Origin of the sequence: Rectinema subterraneum, assembly GCA_009768935.1 — a bacterium.
GTDB lineage: Bacteria > Spirochaetota > Spirochaetia > Treponematales > Rectinemataceae > Rectinema > Rectinema subterraneum.
Genome location: WESA01000047.1, coordinates 1 through 20,972, shown reverse-complemented (window position 1 = coordinate 20,972; position 20,972 = coordinate 1). Strand labels below are relative to the sequence as shown.

The 20,972-nt window shown below is 52.0% G+C and carries 21 protein-coding genes and 1 pseudogene; 6 read left to right on the top strand and 16 right to left on the bottom strand.

The window, feature by feature from the left end:
• Positions 1 to 150: 150 nt before the first annotated feature.
• Both GAP13_RS10685 and GAP13_RS10680 read left to right on the top strand, forming a co-directional pair.
• Positions 151 to 396, top strand: coding sequence for a hypothetical protein (locus tag GAP13_RS10685; RefSeq protein WP_158908307.1), 246 nt, complete (start codon positions 151 to 153; stop codon positions 394 to 396).
• Positions 393 to 791 carry a type II toxin-antitoxin system VapC family toxin gene (locus GAP13_RS10680; protein WP_158908306.1) on the top strand — a complete coding sequence of 133 codons (399 nt, stop codon included), beginning with the start codon at positions 393 to 395 and terminating at the stop codon, positions 789 to 791. Before GAP13_RS10685 ends, GAP13_RS10680 begins: the two co-directional genes overlap by 4 nt.
• Before the next feature lie 45 nt (positions 792 to 836).
• Here GAP13_RS10680 and GAP13_RS10675 read toward each other — a convergent pair whose 3' ends face one another.
• The 10 genes from GAP13_RS10675 to GAP13_RS10630 all read right to left on the bottom strand — a co-directional run bounded on the left by GAP13_RS10675 (position 837) and on the right by GAP13_RS10630 (position 11,970).
• Positions 837 to 2,018 (bottom strand): mannitol dehydrogenase family protein, encoded by a 1,182-nt coding sequence (locus tag GAP13_RS10675; RefSeq protein ID WP_158908305.1) that lies wholly within the window; start codon positions 2,016 to 2,018, stop codon positions 837 to 839.
• Positions 2,019 to 2,068: 50 nt separating this feature from the next.
• Positions 2,069 to 3,325 (bottom strand): carbohydrate kinase family protein, encoded by a 1,257-nt coding sequence (locus tag GAP13_RS10670; protein ID WP_241864345.1) that lies wholly within the window; start codon positions 3,323 to 3,325, stop codon positions 2,069 to 2,071.
• Positions 3,319 to 4,728 (bottom strand): sigma-54-dependent transcriptional regulator, encoded by a 1,410-nt coding sequence (locus GAP13_RS10665; protein ID WP_158908304.1) that lies wholly within the window; start codon positions 4,726 to 4,728, stop codon positions 3,319 to 3,321. Before GAP13_RS10665 ends, GAP13_RS10670 begins: the two co-directional genes overlap by 7 nt.
• Positions 4,725 to 6,911: an ATP-binding protein gene (locus tag GAP13_RS10660; protein WP_158908303.1), complete on the bottom strand. Its 2,187-nt coding sequence runs from the start codon at positions 6,909 to 6,911 to the stop codon at positions 4,725 to 4,727. Before GAP13_RS10660 ends, GAP13_RS10665 begins: the two co-directional genes overlap by 4 nt.
• Positions 6,908 to 7,669 carry an ATP-binding cassette domain-containing protein gene (locus GAP13_RS10655; protein ID WP_158908302.1) on the bottom strand — a complete coding sequence of 254 codons (762 nt, stop codon included), beginning with the start codon at positions 7,667 to 7,669 and terminating at the stop codon, positions 6,908 to 6,910. Before GAP13_RS10655 ends, GAP13_RS10660 begins: the two co-directional genes overlap by 4 nt.
• 19 nt (positions 7,670 to 7,688) lie before the next feature.
• The gene (locus tag GAP13_RS10650; RefSeq protein WP_158908301.1) at positions 7,689 to 8,747 is read right to left on the bottom strand and encodes an ABC transporter permease; all 1,059 of its coding nucleotides are present in this window, start codon (positions 8,745 to 8,747) and stop codon (positions 7,689 to 7,691) included.
• Positions 8,748 to 8,761: 14 nt separating this feature from the next.
• Positions 8,762 to 9,895, bottom strand: coding sequence for an ABC transporter permease (locus tag GAP13_RS10645; protein WP_158908300.1), 1,134 nt, complete (start codon positions 9,893 to 9,895; stop codon positions 8,762 to 8,764).
• A gap of 102 nt (positions 9,896 to 9,997) precedes the next feature.
• Positions 9,998 to 10,981, bottom strand: a complete 984-nt coding sequence (locus tag GAP13_RS10640) for an ABC transporter substrate-binding protein (RefSeq protein ID WP_158908299.1) — start codon at positions 10,979 to 10,981, stop codon at positions 9,998 to 10,000.
• A gap of 319 nt (positions 10,982 to 11,300) precedes the next feature.
• Positions 11,301 to 11,741, bottom strand: coding sequence for a type II toxin-antitoxin system VapC family toxin (locus tag GAP13_RS10635; RefSeq protein ID WP_158908298.1), 441 nt, complete (start codon positions 11,739 to 11,741; stop codon positions 11,301 to 11,303).
• On the bottom strand, positions 11,719 to 11,970 hold the full coding sequence (locus GAP13_RS10630; protein WP_158908297.1) for a YlcI/YnfO family protein: 252 nt from the start codon (positions 11,968 to 11,970) through the stop codon (positions 11,719 to 11,721). The genes GAP13_RS10635 and GAP13_RS10630 overlap by 23 nt, the downstream gene beginning before the upstream one ends.
• 350 nt (positions 11,971 to 12,320) lie before the next feature.
• Between GAP13_RS10630 and GAP13_RS10625 the strand changes: the two genes are divergently transcribed.
• Positions 12,321 to 13,481: an ATP-binding protein gene (locus GAP13_RS10625; protein ID WP_158908296.1), complete on the top strand. Its 1,161-nt coding sequence runs from the start codon at positions 12,321 to 12,323 to the stop codon at positions 13,479 to 13,481.
• A 348-nt stretch (positions 13,482 to 13,829) separates the two neighbouring features.
• Here the strand turns inward: GAP13_RS10625 and GAP13_RS10620 are convergent, their stop codons facing one another.
• Both GAP13_RS10620 and GAP13_RS10615 read right to left on the bottom strand, forming a co-directional pair.
• Complete coding sequence (locus GAP13_RS10620; RefSeq protein ID WP_158908295.1) at positions 13,830 to 14,219, bottom strand: hypothetical protein; 390 nt, start codon at positions 14,217 to 14,219, stop codon at positions 13,830 to 13,832.
• A gap of 11 nt (positions 14,220 to 14,230) precedes the next feature.
• Positions 14,231 to 15,562, bottom strand: coding sequence for an OFA family MFS transporter (locus tag GAP13_RS10615; RefSeq protein WP_158908294.1), 1,332 nt, complete (start codon positions 15,560 to 15,562; stop codon positions 14,231 to 14,233).
• A gap of 278 nt (positions 15,563 to 15,840) precedes the next feature.
• Here GAP13_RS10615 and GAP13_RS10610 point away from each other — a divergent pair, with 278 nt between their 5' ends.
• The 3 genes and pseudogenes from GAP13_RS10610 to GAP13_RS13320 form a co-directional block, all read left to right on the top strand.
• Positions 15,841 to 16,479: an IS110 family transposase gene (locus tag GAP13_RS10610; RefSeq protein ID WP_158908293.1), complete on the top strand. Its 639-nt coding sequence runs from the start codon at positions 15,841 to 15,843 to the stop codon at positions 16,477 to 16,479.
• Between the two features lie 20 nt (positions 16,480 to 16,499).
• On the top strand, positions 16,500 to 16,700 hold the full coding sequence (locus GAP13_RS10605) for a hypothetical protein (protein WP_158908292.1): 201 nt from the start codon (positions 16,500 to 16,502) through the stop codon (positions 16,698 to 16,700).
• 590 nt (positions 16,701 to 17,290) lie between these two features.
• Positions 17,291 to 17,383: pseudogene (locus tag GAP13_RS13320) on the top strand (integrase core domain-containing protein); the annotation flags it as partial.
• A gap of 255 nt (positions 17,384 to 17,638) precedes the next feature.
• Here the strand turns inward: GAP13_RS13320 and GAP13_RS10595 are convergent.
• The 4 genes from GAP13_RS10595 to GAP13_RS10580 all read right to left on the bottom strand — a co-directional run.
• Complete coding sequence (locus tag GAP13_RS10595; RefSeq protein ID WP_222126203.1) at positions 17,639 to 18,379, bottom strand: nucleotidyl transferase AbiEii/AbiGii toxin family protein; 741 nt, start codon at positions 18,377 to 18,379, stop codon at positions 17,639 to 17,641.
• An 86-nt stretch (positions 18,380 to 18,465) separates the two neighbouring features.
• Positions 18,466 to 19,059 carry a type IV toxin-antitoxin system AbiEi family antitoxin domain-containing protein gene (locus GAP13_RS10590; RefSeq protein ID WP_158908290.1) on the bottom strand — a complete coding sequence of 198 codons (594 nt, stop codon included), beginning with the start codon at positions 19,057 to 19,059 and terminating at the stop codon, positions 18,466 to 18,468.
• A 540-nt stretch (positions 19,060 to 19,599) separates the two neighbouring features.
• Complete coding sequence (locus GAP13_RS10585) at positions 19,600 to 20,391, bottom strand: ABC transporter ATP-binding protein (RefSeq protein WP_158908289.1); 792 nt, start codon at positions 20,389 to 20,391, stop codon at positions 19,600 to 19,602.
• A partial coding sequence (locus GAP13_RS10580; protein WP_442792387.1) for an ABC transporter permease subunit occupies positions 20,388 to 20,972 on the bottom strand: 585 nt, incomplete at its 5' end. The genes GAP13_RS10585 and GAP13_RS10580, both read right to left, overlap by 4 nt.

The window sequence follows — 20,972 nt, the reverse complement described above, 5'->3', positions numbered from 1 at the left end:
TTGTAAAAAAATTTCTAGCAGCTTATGCGAAAAGGAATTATTTCTCTGTGCCTTTGAAAGAAACTGCAAAAGTCCGGAGGAGAGAAAAATTTATCTAGCACTTAATATTCGCATACAAATAGCTGTATATTATATGCAGGAGGTTGTAATATGCCCCTGCTGCAAGTCAGAGATTGTCCAGAAGACATCTATAAAAAGATTGTCCTCGCTGCCAGAAGAAAAAATAGGACTATCGCACAACAGACTGTCGTGCTTTTGGGAAAAAGCCTTGGCCAGGAAGAATCCAATATCGAACGAAGGAAGCGCCTTCTGGAAAAGATACAAACACGAAACATCTCTGAAACCACTAAAGAGATTGATGCCGTCGCCCTTCTGAGAGAGGATCGCGACCGATGACTGCCGTGCTGGATGTGAGTGCTGCGATTGAACTTTTGCTTCAGAGGGATAAAAAAGATCTCTTTACCGCGACGTATGAAAAAGCATCATGGATCATCGCGCCTGATTTATATATCATAGAGCTTTCAAATGTACTATGGAAGCATTATAAAGCACAAAAGATCAGTCATGCAGAATGTATGCAATATGTAGAAGACGGCATTGACATGATTGATGATTTTTTTGAAGTGAAGGAACTGTGGAAGGAAGCATTGGGCGAAGGAATCAGAAATGCTCATTCTATTTACGATATGTACTATGCCGTGCTTGCGAGAAGGAATGATGCACTGATAATGACCAATGATGAACAGCTTAGTTCTATATGCAAAAAATTAAATATTGAGGTAGTTGGCTGAGGCCACCATCTGACGAAGAGCAGCTGGCAATCGCATTGATGCGATTCAGTAGAGAATCCGCGCGATGACCTCGCGATCGATCACATCGCTCTCCCGAAGGCCGCAGACATCGCGCAAAATTCCGGCGAGGCCTTTGGGCACTTCGTTGGCGATAAATTCGGTGTCGCGAGGATAGAGCCTACCCTCTTCGTCGACGGCACGGAATGAGATAGCGGCGCGAACGGCTTCAGCGATAACGCTATATGGCAAGTCATGGCGCGCTGCGAGCAAAATTGCGCCGATGAGCCTGTCATTGCGGGCGAGTTTGCGGTAGAGGTCGCGGCCGACGCGATAGATGGTGTCTCCAAGGGCTTTGTTCGCGAAGCGCCGCAGGAGGTCGTCGATGTGACCTTCAAGGGAGGCGAGGGTCAGGTCATTCGGGTATTCGCGGACGAGAGCGGCTGCGGACTGGCGCATGGCGGTGCGCACTTTGGAGGCGAGGCCCGGCAGTTCGAGAGCCTGCCAGATGTAGCGGGTGCCCGGCGACTGGCTGAAGCCGAAATAGGCGGCGGCCGCGTGGCCCAGGTTATGAATGAAAAGTTTGCGGTCGACATAGGCTTTTATGTTTTCCACGGGATTGAGGGTCGGAATCTGTGGAAGGAGGCCCCTAAACCCGTGTTTGTCGACTATGAGTTCGTTGTATTCCTCGGCGAAGAGGAGGAGCGGGTCGGTGGCGAGGTCTTCTTTGCGCATGATCGGAACCATTTTGCCGATGGATGTTTCGACGAGCCCGACGTTTTCGGCAAGGGGGAAACCGGGCGGGAGGAGCTCCTCGAGAGACTGCCGGAAATAGCGAGCCCCGTCGTGGATGTTCTCGGCGATGATGATGTCGAGGGGGCGACCCGGATAGCGCTGGGCGCGCAGCTCGATGCCTCTTGCGAGCACGGGGAAAATGTGCGGCAGGGCGCCCAAGCCCACGCTCGTCGCGACATAATCGGTATCGGCCACAGCCTCAGCAACCGCCGCGTGGTCGTTGCCGTCGAGAGCGTACACATTGCGGATGGTGAGCACTTCATCGGCCGCGCTGCTTCTTTTTATGACAATGTTGTATTCGCGCCGCGCGTTGATCGCTTCGACGAGTGGCTTTGCGACATCGATAAAAATGACTTCATAGCCGCTGGTCGCAAACAGCTGGCCGATAAAGGAGCGGCCGATATTCCCCGCTCCGAACTGTACGAGGGTTGGCATAGGCTTCATACTACCTTGCTTCATCTTGGTTTGCTGCATCCGGGCCTGGCTTACTCTCCGCGCGCGCGGTCCGCAGCATTTGCGCTGAGCTGTTCGCGGTAGAGCTTGTAATAGTGCTCGATTTCCTGCTTCTTTTCGCCGGGGCGGGCTTCCTGGTATGTGCCGCCGATGTAGAAACACGAAAAACCGCCGGAAACAATCGCCATGGAGCAGGCATCGACGAGGTCGAGGCTACCGCGCTTTTGGCCTGCTTCGAGCTGTATCGCGATCGATGCGAGAAGGCCCCCCGCAAAATTATCGCCGCAGCCTGTCGTATCGCCCTTAGGCTTATCAGGGCTTGCAAGCACACGGCGGATTTCTGCGGAGACAGGAAGACTGCAGGCAGGCAAACTACCCTTGCCAGGCGCCAGGAACCGCAGCCCTGACAAAGCCGGCACCGAAAAGAGCGAGCCATCCGAGTAAAAAAGAATATCGCGCACGCCATCGGTGATTATAGCGGCTCCTGTCCCTTTTGCCCGGAAAAAATCGAGCGCTGCTTCGGAGCTCTCCGTGCCGCTGAGTCTGAGCGCTTCTTCTTTGTCCATAACGAGCACATCGATGAAGCCATAGGTCTCGTCGCTTTCGCCGAGCAGCCAGCGCCCGCCTTTCGCCTCATTCCTAAAATCATAGACAGTGTTGACGACGACCACCGCGCCGCCTGCTCGCGCGCGCTTGCACAGCGCCGTCAGGTTGTTGTGGATCTGCGGCACAAGCGCAGTGCCTCCAAATGCGACTATGTCGGAATCGAAAAAGGAATCCGGCAGGTGCTCAGGCGCGAAAAGGTCGGCAACACCACGCTCGTTCACAAACGTGCGCTCCCCATGGCCCTGATCATAGGTGGGATCCGAAAACACCTGCGTAAACGGCGTATGTCCCTCAAAGGCACGATATCCCGATACATCGAGCGGCATGCGAGCGACGATATTCATTATTTCATCAGCACTTGCGTCATTCCCGCGCGCTCCTAAAAACCGAATGTGCGCATTGTGCCCTTCGAGCATCTGGGCCGCATGGATGAGCGCGACGATAGAAGGCCCGCCCAGATTTGCTCTGTCCGGCTTTGCGCCGCCAGTCAGCTCTTCGAGAATTCCCGCAAAAGGCTTGCCTGCGAAGCGCTCGAGGTCTTCGACAAACACGAGTTTGCCTGGCTCGAGCCCTCCATCTCCGCTCTGCCTGGATCGATAGCGCACAAATGCTTCCGAATCGAGGCGGACATCCGCATACAAATAATCCATGAGCGCGCAGCCTGTGCCGGAAATGGTCAGCATATTCCATATCTCCTCAATTTTTCGAGCAGAGTTTTGCGTGTAATGCCAAGAGCGCGGGCGGCGCTGCTCTTGTTGCCATTGGCCTTAGCGAGAGCGGATTCAATGCGCTGGCGCTCGTAGTAGGCCGCTGCTGCCTCGCCTAGTTCCTTGAGGGAAGGATAGCGCTCGGGCCGGAAGGCTCCGGCCCCAGATGCAACAGGCGTCCCTTGCCCAATGCCAGCCGCCTCATCCCCGCAATTGAGCAGCGTATCCGCCTCGATCCTGTTGCCCGTGCAGAGCAAAACCGCCTGATGAATCACATTCTGCAGCTCGCGGATATTGCCAGGCCAGCGGTACGAAAGCCAGCGCTGCATAACCTCGGAGCTTATTCCATCGATGTGCTTCTTGTAGCGCTCTGCATACATATTGATGAAAAACTCTGCCAGATAGGGGATATCCTCGATGCGTTCGCGCAAAGGCGGCAGTTTGATCTCGACTATGGCAATACGGTAATACAAGTCGCTTCTGAACTTGCCTGTACGGATGAGCTCATGGATGTCGTGGTTCGTGGCAGCAACGACCCGAATATCCACGCTGATGCGCTTGGTCCCGCCCACGCGCTCGAAGCTGCTTTCCTCGAGTACGCGCAAAAGCTTTGCCTGAACCGAAGGCGACATGTCGCCGATTTCATCGAGGAAAAGCGTGCCGTTGTCCGCGAGCTCGAATTTGCCTATTTTGCGTTCGATTGCGCCGGTAAAGGCTCCTTTTTCGTGGCCGAAGAGCTCGCTTAAGAGCAGCTCTTCCGAAAGCGCCGCGCAGTTGATGCTGACAAAAGGGCCTGCGCTCCTCGTGCTCGTAAAATGGATGTAGCGGGCGAACACTTCTTTGCCAGTGCCGCTTTCGCCGGTAATAAGGATCGAGGCAGTGCTGTCTTTGACGCTGTCGAGTCTGGCGATTATGTTGAGAATCTCGGGGTTTTTGGTGATGATGTGCCGCTGGTAGGTTTTTTGCAGAAGTTCTTTTTTAAGGTACCGGTTGTCGCGTTTGAGCTGAGCGACTTCGAGGTTGCGGCGCACGAGTGCCAGAAGCGCTTCGTTGTCGACAGGCTTGAGAATATAGTCGGAAGCTCCGCGCTTCATAGCCTCGATCGCGGATTCGATGCTTCCGTAGCCGGTAATGATGATGACAGGAAGGTCGCTGTCTTCGTTTTTGAGGCGGGCAAGAAGGTCGAGCCCGCTTGCGGATCCCTTCAGGCGCACATCCAGAATCGCGATGTCGATTTTCTTCGCGCTGGCGATCTTTTCGGCCTGGGCGACATCTTCAGCGCCTGCTACCGCATACCCTTCTCCCTCGAAAAGGCGCGTAAGCCCGTGCCGGATGCCTTCTTCGTCGTCCACAATCAAAATGGTTGCTGTTTTCGTCATTGCCGCAATCCTGATGGCGCTGCGGGCAGCTTGATTCTCACTGTTGTTCCTTTGCCCACTTCGCTTTCCACATCGATGAGACCCTCAAATTTCGACACAAGGCCATAGACTACCGAAAGCCCCAGGCCGCTGTTACCCGACTCTGCCTTTGTCGAAAAAAATGGATCAAAGATCCGAGGAAGCAATGCATTCGGAATGCCTTTGCCGGTATCGCTGACAACGCATTGTACCATGGATTCAGAAGGCAAGAAGGCAGTTTCTATGCGAATGCGTCCCGACGTGCCAATCGCTTCCAGCGCATTCTTGATCAAATTGAGAATGATTTGCTTGCACTCATCTTCGCCGATTGCAGCAGGCGGAAGGTTTTCGCCCAAATGTGGCTCGATGACGATGCTGCTCTCTTCCCGGAATGAATATCCGACGAGCTGGACGATGTTCCGGATCGCAGCGTTGATATCGGTTGCAGGTTTTTCCGTGCGCGTCGAAGAGGAAAACTCGAGCAGGCTGCGAACAATCCTCGCGATGCGCTTGGTCTCCTGCTCGACAAGCTGGAGGTCTTTGAGCCTCTCGAGATCTCTTTCGGCTTTGATGAGATTCTGCACATTCGTCAGTATCGAGCTAAGGGGGTTGTTGATCTCATGCGCGACGCCCGCCGAGAGCATGCTGATGCTTGCCAGCTTCTCGGCCTGGCGGATTTTCTCTTCGTAGGCGACTTTGGCAGTGATGTCTTCGATAACCATGATACAATGAATCGATGTAGTGGCGGCTTCGTGTTCGAGCAGGGGATAGAACTTGATTTCGAACGAATGGCCCGAGGATGTGCGGCGAATCTGCGCGTCCGAGGATTTTCCGCCCGAAATGATAGCGCGGATACTGGTATGGACAGGTTCATCAAAAAGCGCGAGTGACAGCTCGTCGATATTGCGTCCGAGCACGGCATCTTCAGCTTGCCCGCAGTATTCCAGAAATGCCCGGTTGGCTTTTTCGACCGCAAACTGCGCGTTTATAACGAGTATTTTTTCCTGAATCGAATTGAATATCTTGTCGTTGTATTCTTTTATGCGCGTGATTTCCTGAATATGTGCGGAAAGAGCGCGACTGTCTTCGGCAATCTGGGCCGACATATCGTTGAAGCCCTGGAAGAGGTCGGCAATTTCGCCTTTCTTGGGCCCGGAAAGGAGCGCTGGCTTTTCGCCCGATTTAAGGCGTATCATGGCCTTGCGAAGCTGGCTGACGGGGTCAGTCACCGCTTTGCTGAGCCCCGCGCTCAATAAAATCGTAAACAGGGCAACCAGGAGCGAAACAAGGAGAATCGAGCGGTTGATGAAATTCACCCGTGCGCGATATTCCGAGAGGGACAGAAAGGTGCAGATGTAGAGGGTGGCTTCGGTTTTCGCGGGCACGTTGCCAAGCGAGGCGGGCGAGTCAGTCTGCGAGCCGGCAAGGCGCGCATTGCCCGACTGCTGAATGACGACCGCGTACGGCACACCCTCTTCGACGAGCTCATTCACGACAGTATAGGATGTGCTGAAGCTTCTGCCATGCATCCATTCAAGGAAGCCGGTGCCTGCAATCGTCCCTACGACAAAATGGCTGTTCAGAGAAACCAGCGCCCTGACTCTCGAATTGAAACTGAGCTGGCGCATGAGCGCCTCATCCACGCGTTTGACGATGAAGATATCGAGGTATCGGCCGTTATCGGCGCTCACCCTTACCGAGCCGCAAAAATAGAGGGTATTGTCGGCAAGAACCATCTCGACATAAGGATGCGGCCTGTCGATATAAAAATCTTGCGCCTTGGGGCTGGGAACCGGCTTTTCGGTAAGCGGCCGCACGGCGGAAAATGTTGACCAGTTGTTCTTTATAATGAGAAACTCCGCCCCTGCCTGCGAGGCGGCCTTCCTCAGATAAGCCTCGAGCGGCTCGTCGGGCGCGATATGCTTCTGGGCAGCAATCATATGCCGCAATTCTCCGGATTTGTTAAGGTCGACAATCGTTCCCCAGAGCGCACGCTTCCACGAGTTGAAATTGTCATAGACATTGAGCGCTTCGGTCTTCAGCTCTTTCTTGCTGTCTTCCTCCTGGCTCCTGGTAATGCTGCCGGAAACAAGCAGAATAACCAGAATCGCCTGCAGGATGATGACCGAGATAAAGGAATTGAAGGTTCTTGCGAAGAATCTCATTGCGATCTTTTTTCGACCGACTCGGCTCCAACAATGAGGCTGACAATTTCCTCGGTGCTTGTATCTTTTACCAAGCGCTCGCCCGCTTTTATGCCCCGCCTCATGACGATAATCCTGTCGGCCACCGAAAATACATCGTACATCTGATGGCTTATTATGATAATCGCGATGCCCTGTTTCCGGAGTGAACTCACAAGTTCGAGCACTTTTTTCTGCTCCGAAATGCCGAGCGCTGCTGTCGGCTCATCCATTATAAGCACTTTCGCGTTCCAGTAAATCGAGCGTGAAATGGCGACCGCCTGGCGCTGGCCGCCTGACAGGTTGCGGATGTTGGACTTGAGCGATGGGATCCGGATATCGAGCCTGTCGAGCACTTTGCGCGATTCACTCGACATGTGCTCATAATCGACCACATTGACAAAGCCCAGAATTTTCTTCGTGCGCTCGCGGCCAAGAAAGATGTTGGAGGGCACATCCATGTTCTCCGCAAGCGCGAGGTCTTGGTAGATTGTCTCGATGCCGTGCGAGATTGCGTCAATGGGCGAATCGATATGAATTTCCTGCCCATTCAGGAAGATCTCGCCTTCATCCGGCTTGTGGACTCCGGATATTATCTTTATAAGAGTTGATTTTCCTGCGCCGTTGTCCCCGACCAACGCAACGACTTCGCCTTCATCCACATGAAAACTGACATTATCGACTGCGGTCAGACCGCCGAATCGCTTTGTGATGTTCTTCGCTTCCAATAGGTGTGCCATTGTTCCCTCCTGCCTGAGCTTACCGGTTTCTGTTCGGGAAGACTTGGTCGATGATAACCGCGAGAATCAGGATAACTCCGACCAGGATATAGGTCATGAATGTCTGCATGCCGATAATCCGCAAGCCCGTCTCGAGGATTGCGATGACCAGTGCTCCCAAGATTGTGCGGCCAACCGTTCCCGAACCGCCCGCCATGCTTGCGCCACCAATAACCACTGCGGCGATAGCCTCCAGCAGCATGTTCGCGCCCGCATCCGGCTTGCCCGTAATGTATTTCATGACATAGCTAAGACCAGCCAGCGACGCAAACAGCGATGAGATGACATATGCCTTTATGAGGTCGCGCTTTACATTGATACCTGAGCGGATTGCCGCATCGATATTGCCGCCGATCGCGTACAGGTGCCTTCCGAACTTCATTTTTCCCAAAATGAACGCAAACAGAAAAATGAAAAGAAAGGCAAAGATCACCATATTTGGGATAATTGCGAGAACGGTTTGGCCGCGAGCTACCTGCGGCCTCGAGAAAAAGCTGATCGCCCCACCTGGCGCCACATAGAAAAATGAACCGTTCCCTATATCGCCGGCGAGGGCTGGCAGGTTTTTTGTCGGAATGCCCTGTGTCAGCAGTTCGGAAATGCCATGCGTCACCCCCAGCATGGAAAAGGTCGCAATGAACGCCGGCACCCTCAAGCAGGCGACAAGCCATCCATTGACAAGCCCCGGCACAAGACCAATGAGGAGCGTCACCACGCTTGCGGCCAGAATACTCCAGAATGGCGAAAAACCGAGCGCAACACATGCTACCATCAATTTGGACGAGACCACCGTCGCAAAGCCCATCACGAAACCGACGGACAGGTCGATTCCGCCCGTTATAATGACAAACAGCTCGGCGATAGCGAGCAGAAAAACTTCTGTCCCATTGAAGAAAATAAGCTGCGCTGTATCAAAGCTGAAAAACGAACGCGCCACAACCGAAAAAAACACGACGAGGAGCACAATGAAGAGCGCAATCCAGTTCCGTCCCAGCAATTCGGGAAGAGTGCCTTGTTTCTCCGCAGTTTCGGTTTGCATGTATGCCTCTCCTCTCAGAACAGATCCGGGAATGCGCGATCGATGATCACCGCGATCGTGAGCAGCACTCCGACGCCGATGTACCGGTAGAAAGCCGATACTCCAATGATCTGCAGACCGTTTTCCAGCACCGCCAGCACCAGCACCCCGACCGCAGTACCCAGAATGCGCCCCTTCCCTCCAGTCAGGCTTGCCCCGCCTATGACCACAGCGGCCACCGCCATAAGCTCATAGTTCGCGCCCGAAGGCGTATAATTCCCTATGCCGGTCTGGAAAAGATTGAACAGGCCCGCAACTCCCGAAACAAACGAAGCAATCACGTAAATCATGACAAGGTGCCGGTTCACATTGATGCCCGAGCGAATCGCCGCGTCCATGCTCCCGCCGATCGCGTAGGTGTGCTTGCCAAACCGCGTCCGCCCGAGCACAAACCCCAGTACCAGCAACACCGCCAGGCTCAAAAAGAGCGAATTCGGAACGAGCCTCAAAACGCTCCTGATATTCGCCTGCGTGATATATGAAGGCTTTGCAAAAAAGCTGATTGATTTCGAAGGATCGATATAGAGAAAATAGCTGTTTCCTATGGCATTGATTTCCGACGGAGCGCCCATAACCGGCATGAATCCATCGGCAAGAAACAGCGTAATGCCGTTGCAGATGCCCCACATGCCCATGGTGGCGATAAAAGGCGGCACCCTGAAGCGGGTGACGAGCACGCCGTTCGCCAGCCCCGGCAAAATCGAAACAGAAAGCGCCGCAAGGCAGCCGAGCGCGATCACTTGCCAGACCGGCATGCTTCCCGCCCCGCCAGCGCCGCCCGCATAGAGAATCTGCATCACCTTCGCACCGAGCACCGACGAAAGCCCATACACATATCCAATCGAAAGATCGATGCCCCCTGTAATGACCACGAGCAGTTCCGCCGCAGCTAGCAAAAATGCTCCTGTCGAGAGGTGAATGATGTTCTGGAAATTGACGATATCGAAAAAGCCTGAGCTTCCGAGGCTGAATATGACAATCATTATAAAAAGGAAAATTAATGCCCAGTTGCGCGCGGAAAAGCGCCCTATCGCGGTCTGGAAAAATCCGCCGCCCCCAGGCGCACCCTGCTTCAATCTTTCGCCATTCGACGTGCTTTCAGCTGCCAATTTGCACCTCTGTCATTGATAATCTCATGTCTCCCCTTCGCGCGGAAGAGGAGACATGAAGGCCCGTTACCGGGACTTTTTGCTATTCTTTTCCTTGAGCGCTCACTGATAGATGTACTGCTGCATGTTCGGATCGTTCACATTGTCCTTGGTAAAGAACTCGAAGCCTGGAATGACCTTTTTCGGCACCTGTACCTTCTGGGTCAGATACTTGTACAGCCATTCGACACCGAGCGACCCCATCTCCCCCGGTTTCTGGGCGAGCACGAGGTCGATGACGCCTTTTTTAAGATTTTCGATATTGGTGATAGTCGCATCCCACGAGGCAATCTTGATCGCTCCGACAAGGCCTGCATTGACAACAGCCTGGTTCGCTCCCTGGGCGCTGAATACATTGGTGCCGAAAATTCCGACAATGTCCTTATCCTTCTGCAATGCAGCAAGGGTCTGTTCCTGCGCCTTCTGCTGGACATCGAGGCACCATTCCACCCCCACCAGCTTCATGTTCGGGAACTGCGCGATGCCGTCCCTGAAGCCTTTTACGCGCGCGGCCACTGACGACGCATCAGGATTTGTCGCTTCGCAGAAGACCTTGCCCTTTTCGCCGACGAGCTTCGCGAGATGCTCAGCGATCATTTTCCCGCCGAGATAGTTATCCGAGCCGATGTACGAAAGCGGGAAATTGTAGTCGGTGTTCGGTTTGGAATAATCGCCGTCTCCGAGGAACGTATCGACGGTGATAATCTCGACTCCCTTGTCGTAGATGGCTTTGAGCGGGGCCTTGAGCGCATCGACGGATGTCGGCGCAATGAGCAGCCCATCGAATCCGCCGCGCTGGGCATATGCCTGAAGAATGGGAACCTGATATTCAGGCCCCCAGGCCTTTGGATATTCCGCGACGATCAGATTGACACCGAGCTCTTTGCATTTGGCTCTGACGCCTTTTTCCATGGTGGTATAGAAGGGATCTTGCACACCAGGCATGAAAAGGAAGGTCAGCTGCTTCTTGGCGGCCTGCCCAAACACGGGCGCGACGGTCAAAAGAATGAGCAGAATGGCGAACACTGCTGAATACCGTTTTTTCATGGTATCCTCCTTGGATTGTGTTCGGAATGTTTGCACACTGCAGTGGCGCACAGAAACTTCGCCACGGGCACGCGCAAAAATCCCGAAAAATGGTTGACAACCAAGGCTATAGCAGCAAAATTCATGCCAAAATATGTAAGGAAAAGCAAAATCGTAGCGAGCCCCATTTGCACGCTGTTTGCAGCCCTCCCCGACCCGCGCCTCCATAGGCAAACGCCTCGACGGCCAGGCGTGCAGAAAAAGTGGATAGCGGACTATCCACCATCCTGTGTAGCCGGATATCCAGAACCAGCCCGCTCTCTCAGCGCCAGCTCAGCGCTCACTCGAATGAGCCGCGGAAATGATCCAAATGGAATACATTCTCTATCTTTACTTTCCCTGGCAGTCGATAGATATCGAAATCAGAATCAATACTTATAATCTTTTTTATTCCGGTCTTTTCAGCAGCTATTACAAGAGTTGCATCTGCAAAATCCATAGGCCTATCACTATATTCTTTTGTTAATTCAATTATTCGACTAATATCCTTCTGACTTATTTCTTGAAGAATAACTCCTTCCTTCATTATCCATTCAAAAAAGTCAATCTGAGCATTTATATTGAAGTCCAACATGTGGGATACTTCAGTTATTACAGCCGTCGTTGTTATGAATCTATATTTTGCGTTCTTTATGAAATCTTTGACTTTATTATGATATGTATCATCCTTATCAAACAAAGCAATTAATGGACCTGTATCAATGAGAATTGAGTTTAGCATTTATCTTATCCTTGAGTTTATCTTTATAGGTGATAGATAAACTACCATCTCCACTCCCATATTTTCCAAAATACTCTTCACCAAGCTCATATGAGTCTTTCTCCGACTCCTCTTGAATGAATAACTTTTCTAACGCTTCCCTAATAAGGTCTGTCTTTGATTTATGTTTTTTTTGGGCAAGAATTTCCAAGCGTTGCTCAATCTCTATCGGAAGACGAACTGTAGTCATATTGATCTCCTTGTATTACGTAATGTAATACAATATCAAGCACATGTCAACATTTTCGGCGACACGCCGCTCATCACCCACACCCTCATACTGACAGCTGTCGACACATCCCAGACCTCTATCAATGCGGCCACCAAAAAGGAAAAAGTGAAGTGTATGCAGAAGATTCAGGCTGGGGCCCGAGCAGAGGAAGGAATTTTGTGTTCCAGGTTCCTGCAGGCGTTGGCTTCATTGAGGTCCGTGAAGGCCAAAGCCAAACAGGCATAGAACTCAGCGATCTGCGCTTTGTGGGGGAACCATAACTTTGTAAGTTCTATTGACAATTTTACAAAGCGCTCTACAATACCACTATGATTTACCGTGCCTGCGAACCCTATCTCAGGAAAATTGCTTCCCAATTTCCTGTGGTCTTGATAACAGGCCCCCGGCAATCGGGCAAGACCACCCTCGCCCGCTATGCCTTTCCTGACTATAGCTACGTCAGCCTTGAAAATCTGGATACCGCCGACAGAGCCCGTGAGGATCCACGGGGCTTTCTTGCACAATATCGCCTCAAAGTGATATTTGATGAAATCCAGCGACTGCCGTCTCTGCTTTCCTATCTGCAGCAAATAGTTGATGAACATCCTCAGCCTGGCTCTTTTATTATTACCGGTTCACAACAATTCAATCTGATGGCTGCCGCGACCCAGTCCCTGGCAGGGCGAATTGGACGACTGGAACTGCTCCCCTTTTCTACTGGTGAAATATATAGTTATAATCCATCCCTGCTCACGGACAGTACCACATCCATACGACGTGGCTGGTATCCCCCGATTATTGATAGAAGTCTTGATGCTGATCTGTGGTATGAAAACTATATTGCCACATACCTTGAACGAGATGTGAGGCAGATTGATAACATCCGGGACCTGCTTACCTTTCGGCGCTTTCTTTCCCTTTGTGCGGGACGCACCGCACAACTGGTGAACCTGTCCGAATTGGCCGGCGAGTGCGGGGTAAGCCACAACACCATTAAGGCCTGGCTATCGGTTCTTGAAGCAAGCTACCTGGTAAAACTTGTCCAGCCCTATTACCGGAATTTTAATAAGCGGATCGTAAAAACGCCAAAACTCTATTTCCTCGATACTGGCCTTGCGGCCCGGCTCCTGGGCATACGGACTGACGACCAGCTCGCAAATCACCCCCTCAGGGGTGCCCTTTTCGAAACCTATGTGTTTAGCGAACTCCTCAAAAAAAGGATGAATGGACAGGCCCCATGGGAAATCTACTTCTGGAGGGACCATGGCGGCATCGAGGTTGATTTTATTCTGGAATCCGGCGGCACCCTTATCGCAGTAGAAGTAAAGTCGGGAGCCACCTTTCACCCCGATTTTACTACAAACCTCTCAAGATTTGCCGGATTTGCAGGTTCGGACCTCACCCATGCGGCACTCATCTATGGAGGCATGGAAGCCTTCACCTTTAAGGATGTGTCAGTAGTCCCCTGGAACCAGATGGATCTGCTGTAAACTATCGTTATTACCCTTCGAAAGCGCGTTTTAATACCAGTCTCCGATTTTACGTACATGAAATTCCTGTTGAAATCATCCAGGAAATCTATTTTTTCTATTCTTTATCAAAAAAATCCTTCCTGGAGAAAAAGCCGCCAAGTTCGCAGCATTTCCATCAATTTCATCTATGGCTCCTTGCAGGTTGCATTTACCATCTGACAGCATTATATAAATAAATGAAATCGGGACACTGTTCCAGTGCAGGAGATTGCAGATGAAAAGAAGCGCGATTTTTTGGGCGGCGATGGCGGTAGCAGTTGCCCTGTCGAGCTGTTCGGTTTTTGGCTCTCTCTTCAAAACCAAGTATCAGGTGCTCGGCGAAGCGCTGGTGAAGGCACTCCACAGCCTGCCGCTGAAGCCCATCTCGATGCGTCTTGTATCCAGATAATGCGGCGCAAACGCGAGCATATCGTCCCAGCTCATCTCATGGAGTTTTGCGTCAGGGACTGCGAACCAGTTGCCGATAAGCCTGCCCTCCTGATCGTATACGAAAGAGCCGCCCTTAGGCTCGCCTGTTCTCGAGATAAGCGACAGCATTCTGCTGCTGATATCTTCTTTTAGATACCCAAAGGGCGGCTGGGCATAGCGCATGAGCGGCTCGTAGCGGGAAGGCCTGATGAACGCATTCGGCTTCGTGCGGTCGAACACGCCAAAATCCGGCGTGGTTCCCCTTCCCAGCACTTCCCCCGTCTTCACCCTCAGGTCGATTAGGCACGCCTTCCGCTTTTCTTCGCTCTAATTTGAATGATGAGCGATAGCGCAAAACCAAGCGCGACAAAACAGGCTCCCACGATGAAAGAGAGTGTCGATGCCCGCTCGGGCACGCTGTCTTGAATGAAGGCGGTGATCTGCGGCCCGACGACGCCACCCGCGGCCCATGCGGTGAGGGCTGCACCATATATGACGGTCATTTTGTTCGGATGGAAGAGTTCAGCCACCGCAGAGGGCATGATGCCGAACCCTCCGCCATAGCACAGAAGTACCCAGCAGAGCAACGCGGCAAACAATATTGGCTGATGCGTAATGATAAGCAGTATAAAGATTACCAGTTCGCTGCCGAGCATAATACGGAATGTAGCGATCCGCCCTACCCTGTCGGAAACGGCGCCCCAGAAAAATCTACCTACGCCATTGAAGATCGAGGTTACGGCGATAAGCGTCGCGCCCATGGCGGCAAGGGCGACGGAGGTCAGCGCCGGATTGGACTGGGCCAGAAGTTTTTGAAACATGGGCGACTGGAACCCCACCACCGTGATGCCCGCACTGATATTACAAAAAAACATTAACCAGAGCAAGAGGAATCGGGCGGACAGAATATCACCTTTTGCCGCGCGGAAGGCTTCAAGAGGAGATGGGACATTTGCCGCTGTGCGCGGAAATTGGCTCAGCATCGCAGATGGCGCATTTCCTACGCTGTCAGTTTTGGAAGGCGAGGCACCAGATTTCCAATCTGGGGGTGGAGTGCGCAAGAACGACGAGCTCGTCATCGTAATCGCAAAGAAGAGCACCGCGAAGAGCAGGAAGGTCGTTACGAGGTTGCTGCCCGTGAGGCTAAGTAGAAGCGGCGCAAGCACTTTGCTCATGACAAGCGCACCAAAGCCAAAGCCCATAACTACTATGCCCGTAGCAAGCCCTTTGCGATCCGGAAACCACTTTGCGATCGTTGTAACCGGCGTGACATACCCAAGGCCGAGCCCTGTGCCACCGATGAAGCCATATCCGATATAGAGAAGCGCCAGCGATTTGATCGAGAGCGCGAGCGCCGCGACCGCGTACCCCAGACTGAAGAGGATGCTGCCACTCAACGCGAGTCTGCGAGGCCCCACGCGCGGCAGCACTACGCCGCCTATTGCGGCCGCCACGCCGAGAAACAAAATCGTGAACGAAAAAATCAGCGAAACTTGTGTGGTGTTCCATCCATACGCCTTCATAATCGGCGTCTGAAAATAGCTCCACGCGTAGACAGTTCCAAGACAAATCATAAGCAGCGTGGCCATGGCGACCATAAACCATCGATGTGCCGGCGCCCGTTCACTCATTCGAAGCTTCCTCCGTTTTTTTTTGGGAGAGCGCATCGAGCTCGTATCGAGTTCTACAATGCGTATGACCCAAAAAATCTTATATTGCTGAAATATGATATACTGATTTACGCATGCTGCGAAGATAGCGCGATCCATGGGGTGAGAAACAGCTTTTGCGATTTACAACAACGAGGAGATCGTATAGTGATGATATGAGAGCGCTGCACCACCGCGCTATGTGAGGTAAGATTATCTCAATAACAAACAAGGCCATAGCGCGTAGGAGGTGTACCGAGATGCAGTATATCGCATTTGATTCGCACAAGCGATACACCTATGCGGTTGTAGAAGACCAGGACAAGGGGCGCGTCATGGAGCAGCGAATTGCGCACAGGAAAGGCGAGATTCGTGAGTTTCTCTCACGCCACGAACCAGGCTCGCCTGTAGCCCTTGAGACGATAGGCTCCTGGTACTGGATCGTGGACGAGATTGAAGCAGCAGGAATGCTGCCTCGGCTTGTCAATGCCCGCAAAGCGAAAATGATGCTTGCCTCATCAAAGAAGACCGACCGACTCGATGCCAAGGGACTGAACACCCTGCAACGAGCAGGGACGTTGCCCACGGTGTGGATACCTCCCGGTGCGGTTCGTGATATACGAGAACTCTTTCGTACCAGAATGGTACTGACCAGAGAGGTCACACGCCTCAAGAACCGCATTCTCTCCTGCTTCAGCAAGTATGGCATTTCCTTCAATGACACGAGCGATGCGTTCAATGTGAAAGGCCGCGCTTCTCTGGAATCTGCGCTCTCTCTGTTGCCTTCTCACACCTGTTTTGCCGTGCAGAACCTCTTGGGACAGCTGGATGCAGTGAAGCACTCGATAAAGGAGTTTGAAGCGCGCATAAATCAAGTCAAGAACATAGCTCCGAGGTAGAAGCAACGAATATACTTTCCATGCGGCATGAAGCCCTGCATTTCCGTCATGTTGTTCAGCTCTATGAACGGCTGAAGGCAACAAAGGGGCATGGCGTTGCGATTGGTGCCGTTGCACGGCATTTGGCTGAAGCGACATATTGGGTTCTCACCACGAAAAGCGCGTATAGAGAACCAAACCATACCAAGTGCAGTACGGTTGTTTCGTCCAGGAAAGGATAAGCGCGCTGGGCTCATGGATCTTCAAGATCCGTTATAGTGATTGCGAAATCCTTTCTGGACATCATCATGTCGCAGAGACGGCGAAGATATGACTCCTACGAAACAGCGTAACGATTGGTATGTGTTTGGCTATTGTTAACGGATATATTCGGTAAGGAGCACAAGAGAAGAAAAAATCATACCTTTGTTCTTGACAGGTGCAGCGCTCTCAGATATGAGCCCACCTGTCAAGACATCAAATATAGTGAAATAAGGTGGACTTGAAGATCCCTTACTTTATTTCCTATTAATCTGTCCAGTTTTCGCGGCTTATTATAGGGGAATAAGATGACCTTTGACATATTGCTGAAGGCAAGGGGCTAGTTTGAGGCTCATGAATTATCTGAAAAGGCACTTGTGGCTCACAAAATGCCGCTTCGTGATCCACAAAACTACTCGTGGTGAATATATGATCTGCAACGGTATCGACGTGAGCATCCGCCTGCATACCCGAGCAAAATGAGATGATCGAGCGATTTTTTAGAAGCATAAAGTAGTAACTGGTCTGGCAGAGAGAGTATGCATCGTTTGATGACGGGTAGAATGCCCTTGCCAACTGGATACGGCATTATAACGGAACGCGGCCGCATATGGCCTTGGGCTATGCAACACCGGCAGAATTCCGGCAGAAAATAAGTGTATAAATGGTCTGAAAAGTGGGAGAACACGTCACCAGCGTACTGTGAAAGTCTGCAACTTCAGCAAGGTACCTTTGAATACGGCCATCCGCCAGCGCCGCGTTTCTGATTTCAACAAGAGTATCCTTTGGTTCGCGGCACAGGTGAAGCCGAATCGCGTATTTCAGCCAGTCGTCGCTGCGGTCCAGCAGCTTTTAATATTCCATTTTCGCCATCAGCCTCCTTGTTTAAGAATATATAACTCCCGATTTTTTGCTAAAGTCATTGAAAAAGCAGGCTGCGAAGCACTTCGATAATCGCTTCGTATGTAACATCCTGCGCATAAGGGAACTTTTTCTGATATTTCGCCCACATCTGCCTAAGGTCGCGGCTTTCGGATATGTTCTCGAAAATAGCCTCGGGAGCAGACAAAATCGCTTTGCTGCCCCGATGCTCCGCCGTAGCGGACAGCGCTTCCAGAAAAAGCGCCTTGTCATATTTTTGGGTTGTACCTAAAATGTAAATGTCATAATAATCTCTCGGGCGTGTGCTGAATATGCCTCGGCTTAGAATTGTCTCAACCTTCTCAGCCATAACCGTTTCAATGTTATAGCCCCAAAGACGGATACGGACAGATTCATCAAAAATACTGCTGAATTCATAGAGAACTGCAGAAGGCGTTATCACATCCCCGGTAGAAATATCAATAGAAAGCGGTGTAACAATCGTATCGTAAACCGCATCCATCCTGATGCAGAAACCGCCGTAGCGGTCGTCTTTCCGGATAGAAGCGACGGAAACAACCTTAAATGCCACTTCATCTTTCAGGTCAATGCCGCAGATGCTTTGAATCGCTTGCGTTATCTGCTCTTCCGTCAAAGGCAGATTGCGCAGCGTAGTGTCCAGGTCCATGGTCGAGCGCGTATCCAAGCCCACAATGGCCGCAACCAACATTCCACCTTTGATCACGAATTTTTCCTGATATTCGGACTTGGACAGACGTTCTAAAAAACGTTCGAACATGTAGTTCTGCAAAACTACCTGGGCCGCAATGTTGTTCTTCTTTGCGTAGTGGTTGATGCGGCCCTTCAGGCTCATCGCCTTAGAGCTCATAGCAACACCTCCATATACCGCTTGAGCACTTTTTCAACCCGCAGACGCTTTGCATAATCTTCAAGCAGATTCAAGTTTTTCCCCTTGGATACCGCATAGTTTTTCACGGCGCTGATCACCGTTTCTTCATCACAGCGGTTCCGGCTGCGCAAAAAATCACAAATGGTGCGCTCCATATTGTAGCAGCGCACCGTGTTTCCGAAAGTTGTTTTTTTCTCAATCATTCCAAGCCTGTGCAGCTCCGGCTTGATATAAAAGCAAGTGCATTCGTCTTTGATGGAGGCCGGCAGCGCCGAATCGCTGGGAATGGTTACGGTATGCCGAAACGGCGTACGCTCCGACAGGCCGTTCAAAAAGAGGGCTGTGTCATGGGAGAAAATAATTTTTGAGGAGCGCAGCATCAGCGCATACATATCGTCATTCACCGCATCCGGAAGAATATACACGCCATGCCCGCTTCTTTCCAAAAGGCCGGCCTTCACATATTTCGTAAGCAAAGCCTTGGAATATCCTAACTGCAACACCTGTGATGTTGTAATCACATTATTGTTTTTCTTCATTTCCTGAAGAATTTCAGAATTGATGCCCATAGCTTCACCACCAAGTAAACTATTATATAGATATCATATTCGATTTCCATACAAAAGTCAACTTTTAGAGTGAACTTTTAAATAGAAAACACAAAATATATCGATATGATAGTAAACTTTCAGAGTAAATTTATTTCATGATTAAGCCCTTATCAATTGCCTGCGCCATCGCTTTAAGCCTGTGAAGTAGCAAAGCTGCCCGCTGTTGTTGATAAATGTCCTATACTCGATTTTCCGTTCAAACCATGCAGAAGGAACAAGGAGGTCTGAGATTAAAGACGTTTAAGGGTACACTGCCAGGAATAAGGCAGACATTATTCTGCAAATCTTGCGGAAGAGCTTCGCTGTAATCGATTGGGAACGGCAGAATGGCCTTGTCACTGCATCCCAGTCAGCAAACTGCTTGCTTCCAAAGAGAATGAGCTCGCCTTCGAAGTCCTTTGCGCCGCTCTCTTTGCGGTCATCAACAGGTCATCGATAAAGAAACCCTGACCATTAAAGCATTCATGCCTCAATCGGAAGCGCATTTCACCGCCCCCCTCAGGTCAACAAATCCCTGTCCTCGGCGTACTCTGCTCCCCGCGCCTGCTTGAAAAGCCGCACAAGGCCAGGCACATCCATGCGATCTTTTTCGGGGCCGCTCAAGTCAGCGATGATGCTACCCTCATGCATCATGACCACCCTGCTCGCCTGATCGAGCGCACGCTTCATATCATGCGTCACAATGAGCGCGGTGAGCTGAAATTCCTCTATAAAGCGGCGCGTGAGCTCGCCTACAATCTCAGCATTTGCAGGGTCGAGCGCGGCCGTATGCTCATCGAGGAGGAGCACCGAGGGCCGCGAGAGCACCGCCATGAGCAAGGTGAGCGCCTGCCGCTGGCCGCCAGACAGCCTCGACACATTTTCATGCAGCCTGTTTTCGAGCCCCATGCCGAGCTCAGCTACCCGCTCGGCCATCTCCCGCGCAAATTTAGGCGGCGTAGCAATGCGGAACCTGCGCGGCCCTTTACGCGCAGCGAGCGCAAGGTTGTCCAGCACCGTCATGTCGCCCGCCGTACCAGCCAGCGGATCTTGCCGCACACGCCCTACATGGATCGCGCGTTCCCATTCCGGGAGGGGTGTCACATCCTGGCCATCGAGGAGAATTTTTCCTGCCTGCAGCGGTACGGTGCCCGCAATAGCATTGAGGAGTGTGCTTTTTCCTGCTCCGTTCGAGCCGATGATCGATACGGTCTGGCCGCGCTTCACTTCGAGCGTGAGATTGCGAAGCACCGTATGCTCCGCGCCGCCTCCCAGGCTAAAGCTTACTAGTATATCGTGCACGCTGATCATCGCTTCTTCCTCCCATACCGCGAGATGGCAACGGACGCGATAATGAGCAACGCGGTGAGCAGCCGCAGGTCATTCGGCGTGATACCGGCGACATACCCCCAGGAGCGGGCGGCATACATAAGCGCGCGGAAAATGATGGAGCCAAGGAAAACGCGCGCAAGCTGCACACCTATAAATTGCGAATGAACCACAAGCTCGCCAAGCATCACTGTAGCGAGTCCCGCAGCGACAACTCCCTGCCCCAGATTGACATCGGCAAAGCCCTGGTAGGCTGCTGCCATTGCTCCCGATAGCCCCGGCAATGCGTTCGCGAGCATGATGCCCCACGTCCTGAGGCGGTTTGGCTGAATGCCCGCCTGGATGACCGCATTCTCGTTGTCGCCGAGCGCGCCCATCGCGATGCCGATTTCAGTATGAAAAAAGAGATCGAGCAACCCGAACAGCACTAAACACACGAGTACGCACGACGCCAGAAGCGCCCCCTCTGGCGAAAGCAGGCTGCTCAAGAATGATCTCGCCTGTGCAAGCATCGGGTTATTGGTGATAAGCGGCAGATTAGGCTTGCCGCCCAGAATCCGGAG

Bases quoted from the DNA above. Each gene is read 5' to 3' on its own strand.
- GAP13_RS10680 (WP_158908306.1), top strand. From the start codon at position 393: ATGACTGCCGTGCTGGATGTGAGTGCTGCGATTGAACTTTTGCTTCAG.
- GAP13_RS10675 (WP_158908305.1), bottom strand. From the start codon at position 2,018: ATGCCAACCCTCGTACAGTTCGGAGCGGGGAATATCGGCCGCTCCTTT.
- GAP13_RS10590 (WP_158908290.1), bottom strand. From the start codon at position 19,059: ATGGGCATCAATTCTGAAATTCTTCAGGAAATGAAGAAAAACAATAAT.
- GAP13_RS10640 (WP_158908299.1), bottom strand. From the start codon at position 10,981: ATGAAAAAACGGTATTCAGCAGTGTTCGCCATTCTGCTCATTCTTTTG.
- GAP13_RS10615 (WP_158908294.1), bottom strand. From the start codon at position 15,562: ATGAGTGAACGGGCGCCGGCACATCGATGGTTTATGGTCGCCATGGCC.
- GAP13_RS10585 (WP_158908289.1), bottom strand. From the start codon at position 20,391: ATGATCAGCGTGCACGATATACTAGTAAGCTTTAGCCTGGGAGGCGGC.
- GAP13_RS10655 (WP_158908302.1), bottom strand. From the start codon at position 7,669: ATGGCACACCTATTGGAAGCGAAGAACATCACAAAGCGATTCGGCGGT.
- GAP13_RS10670 (WP_241864345.1), bottom strand. From the start codon at position 3,325: ATGCTGACCATTTCCGGCACAGGCTGCGCGCTCATGGATTATTTGTAT.
- GAP13_RS10665 (WP_158908304.1), bottom strand. From the start codon at position 4,728: ATGACGAAAACAGCAACCATTTTGATTGTGGACGACGAAGAAGGCATC.
- GAP13_RS10630 (WP_158908297.1), bottom strand. From the start codon at position 11,970: ATGACTACAGTTCGTCTTCCGATAGAGATTGAGCAACGCTTGGAAATT.
- GAP13_RS10650 (WP_158908301.1), bottom strand. From the start codon at position 8,747: ATGCAAACCGAAACTGCGGAGAAACAAGGCACTCTTCCCGAATTGCTG.
- GAP13_RS10660 (WP_158908303.1), bottom strand. From the start codon at position 6,911: ATGAGATTCTTCGCAAGAACCTTCAATTCCTTTATCTCGGTCATCATC.
- GAP13_RS10625 (WP_158908296.1), top strand. From the start codon at position 12,321: ATGATTTACCGTGCCTGCGAACCCTATCTCAGGAAAATTGCTTCCCAA.
- GAP13_RS10685 (WP_158908307.1), top strand. From the start codon at position 151: ATGCCCCTGCTGCAAGTCAGAGATTGTCCAGAAGACATCTATAAAAAG.
- GAP13_RS10605 (WP_158908292.1), top strand. From the start codon at position 16,500: ATGCGGCATGAAGCCCTGCATTTCCGTCATGTTGTTCAGCTCTATGAA.
- GAP13_RS10595 (WP_222126203.1), bottom strand. From the start codon at position 18,379: ATGTTCGAACGTTTTTTAGAACGTCTGTCCAAGTCCGAATATCAGGAA.
- GAP13_RS10610 (WP_158908293.1), top strand. From the start codon at position 15,841: ATGCAGTATATCGCATTTGATTCGCACAAGCGATACACCTATGCGGTT.
- GAP13_RS10635 (WP_158908298.1), bottom strand. From the start codon at position 11,741: ATGCTAAACTCAATTCTCATTGATACAGGTCCATTAATTGCTTTGTTT.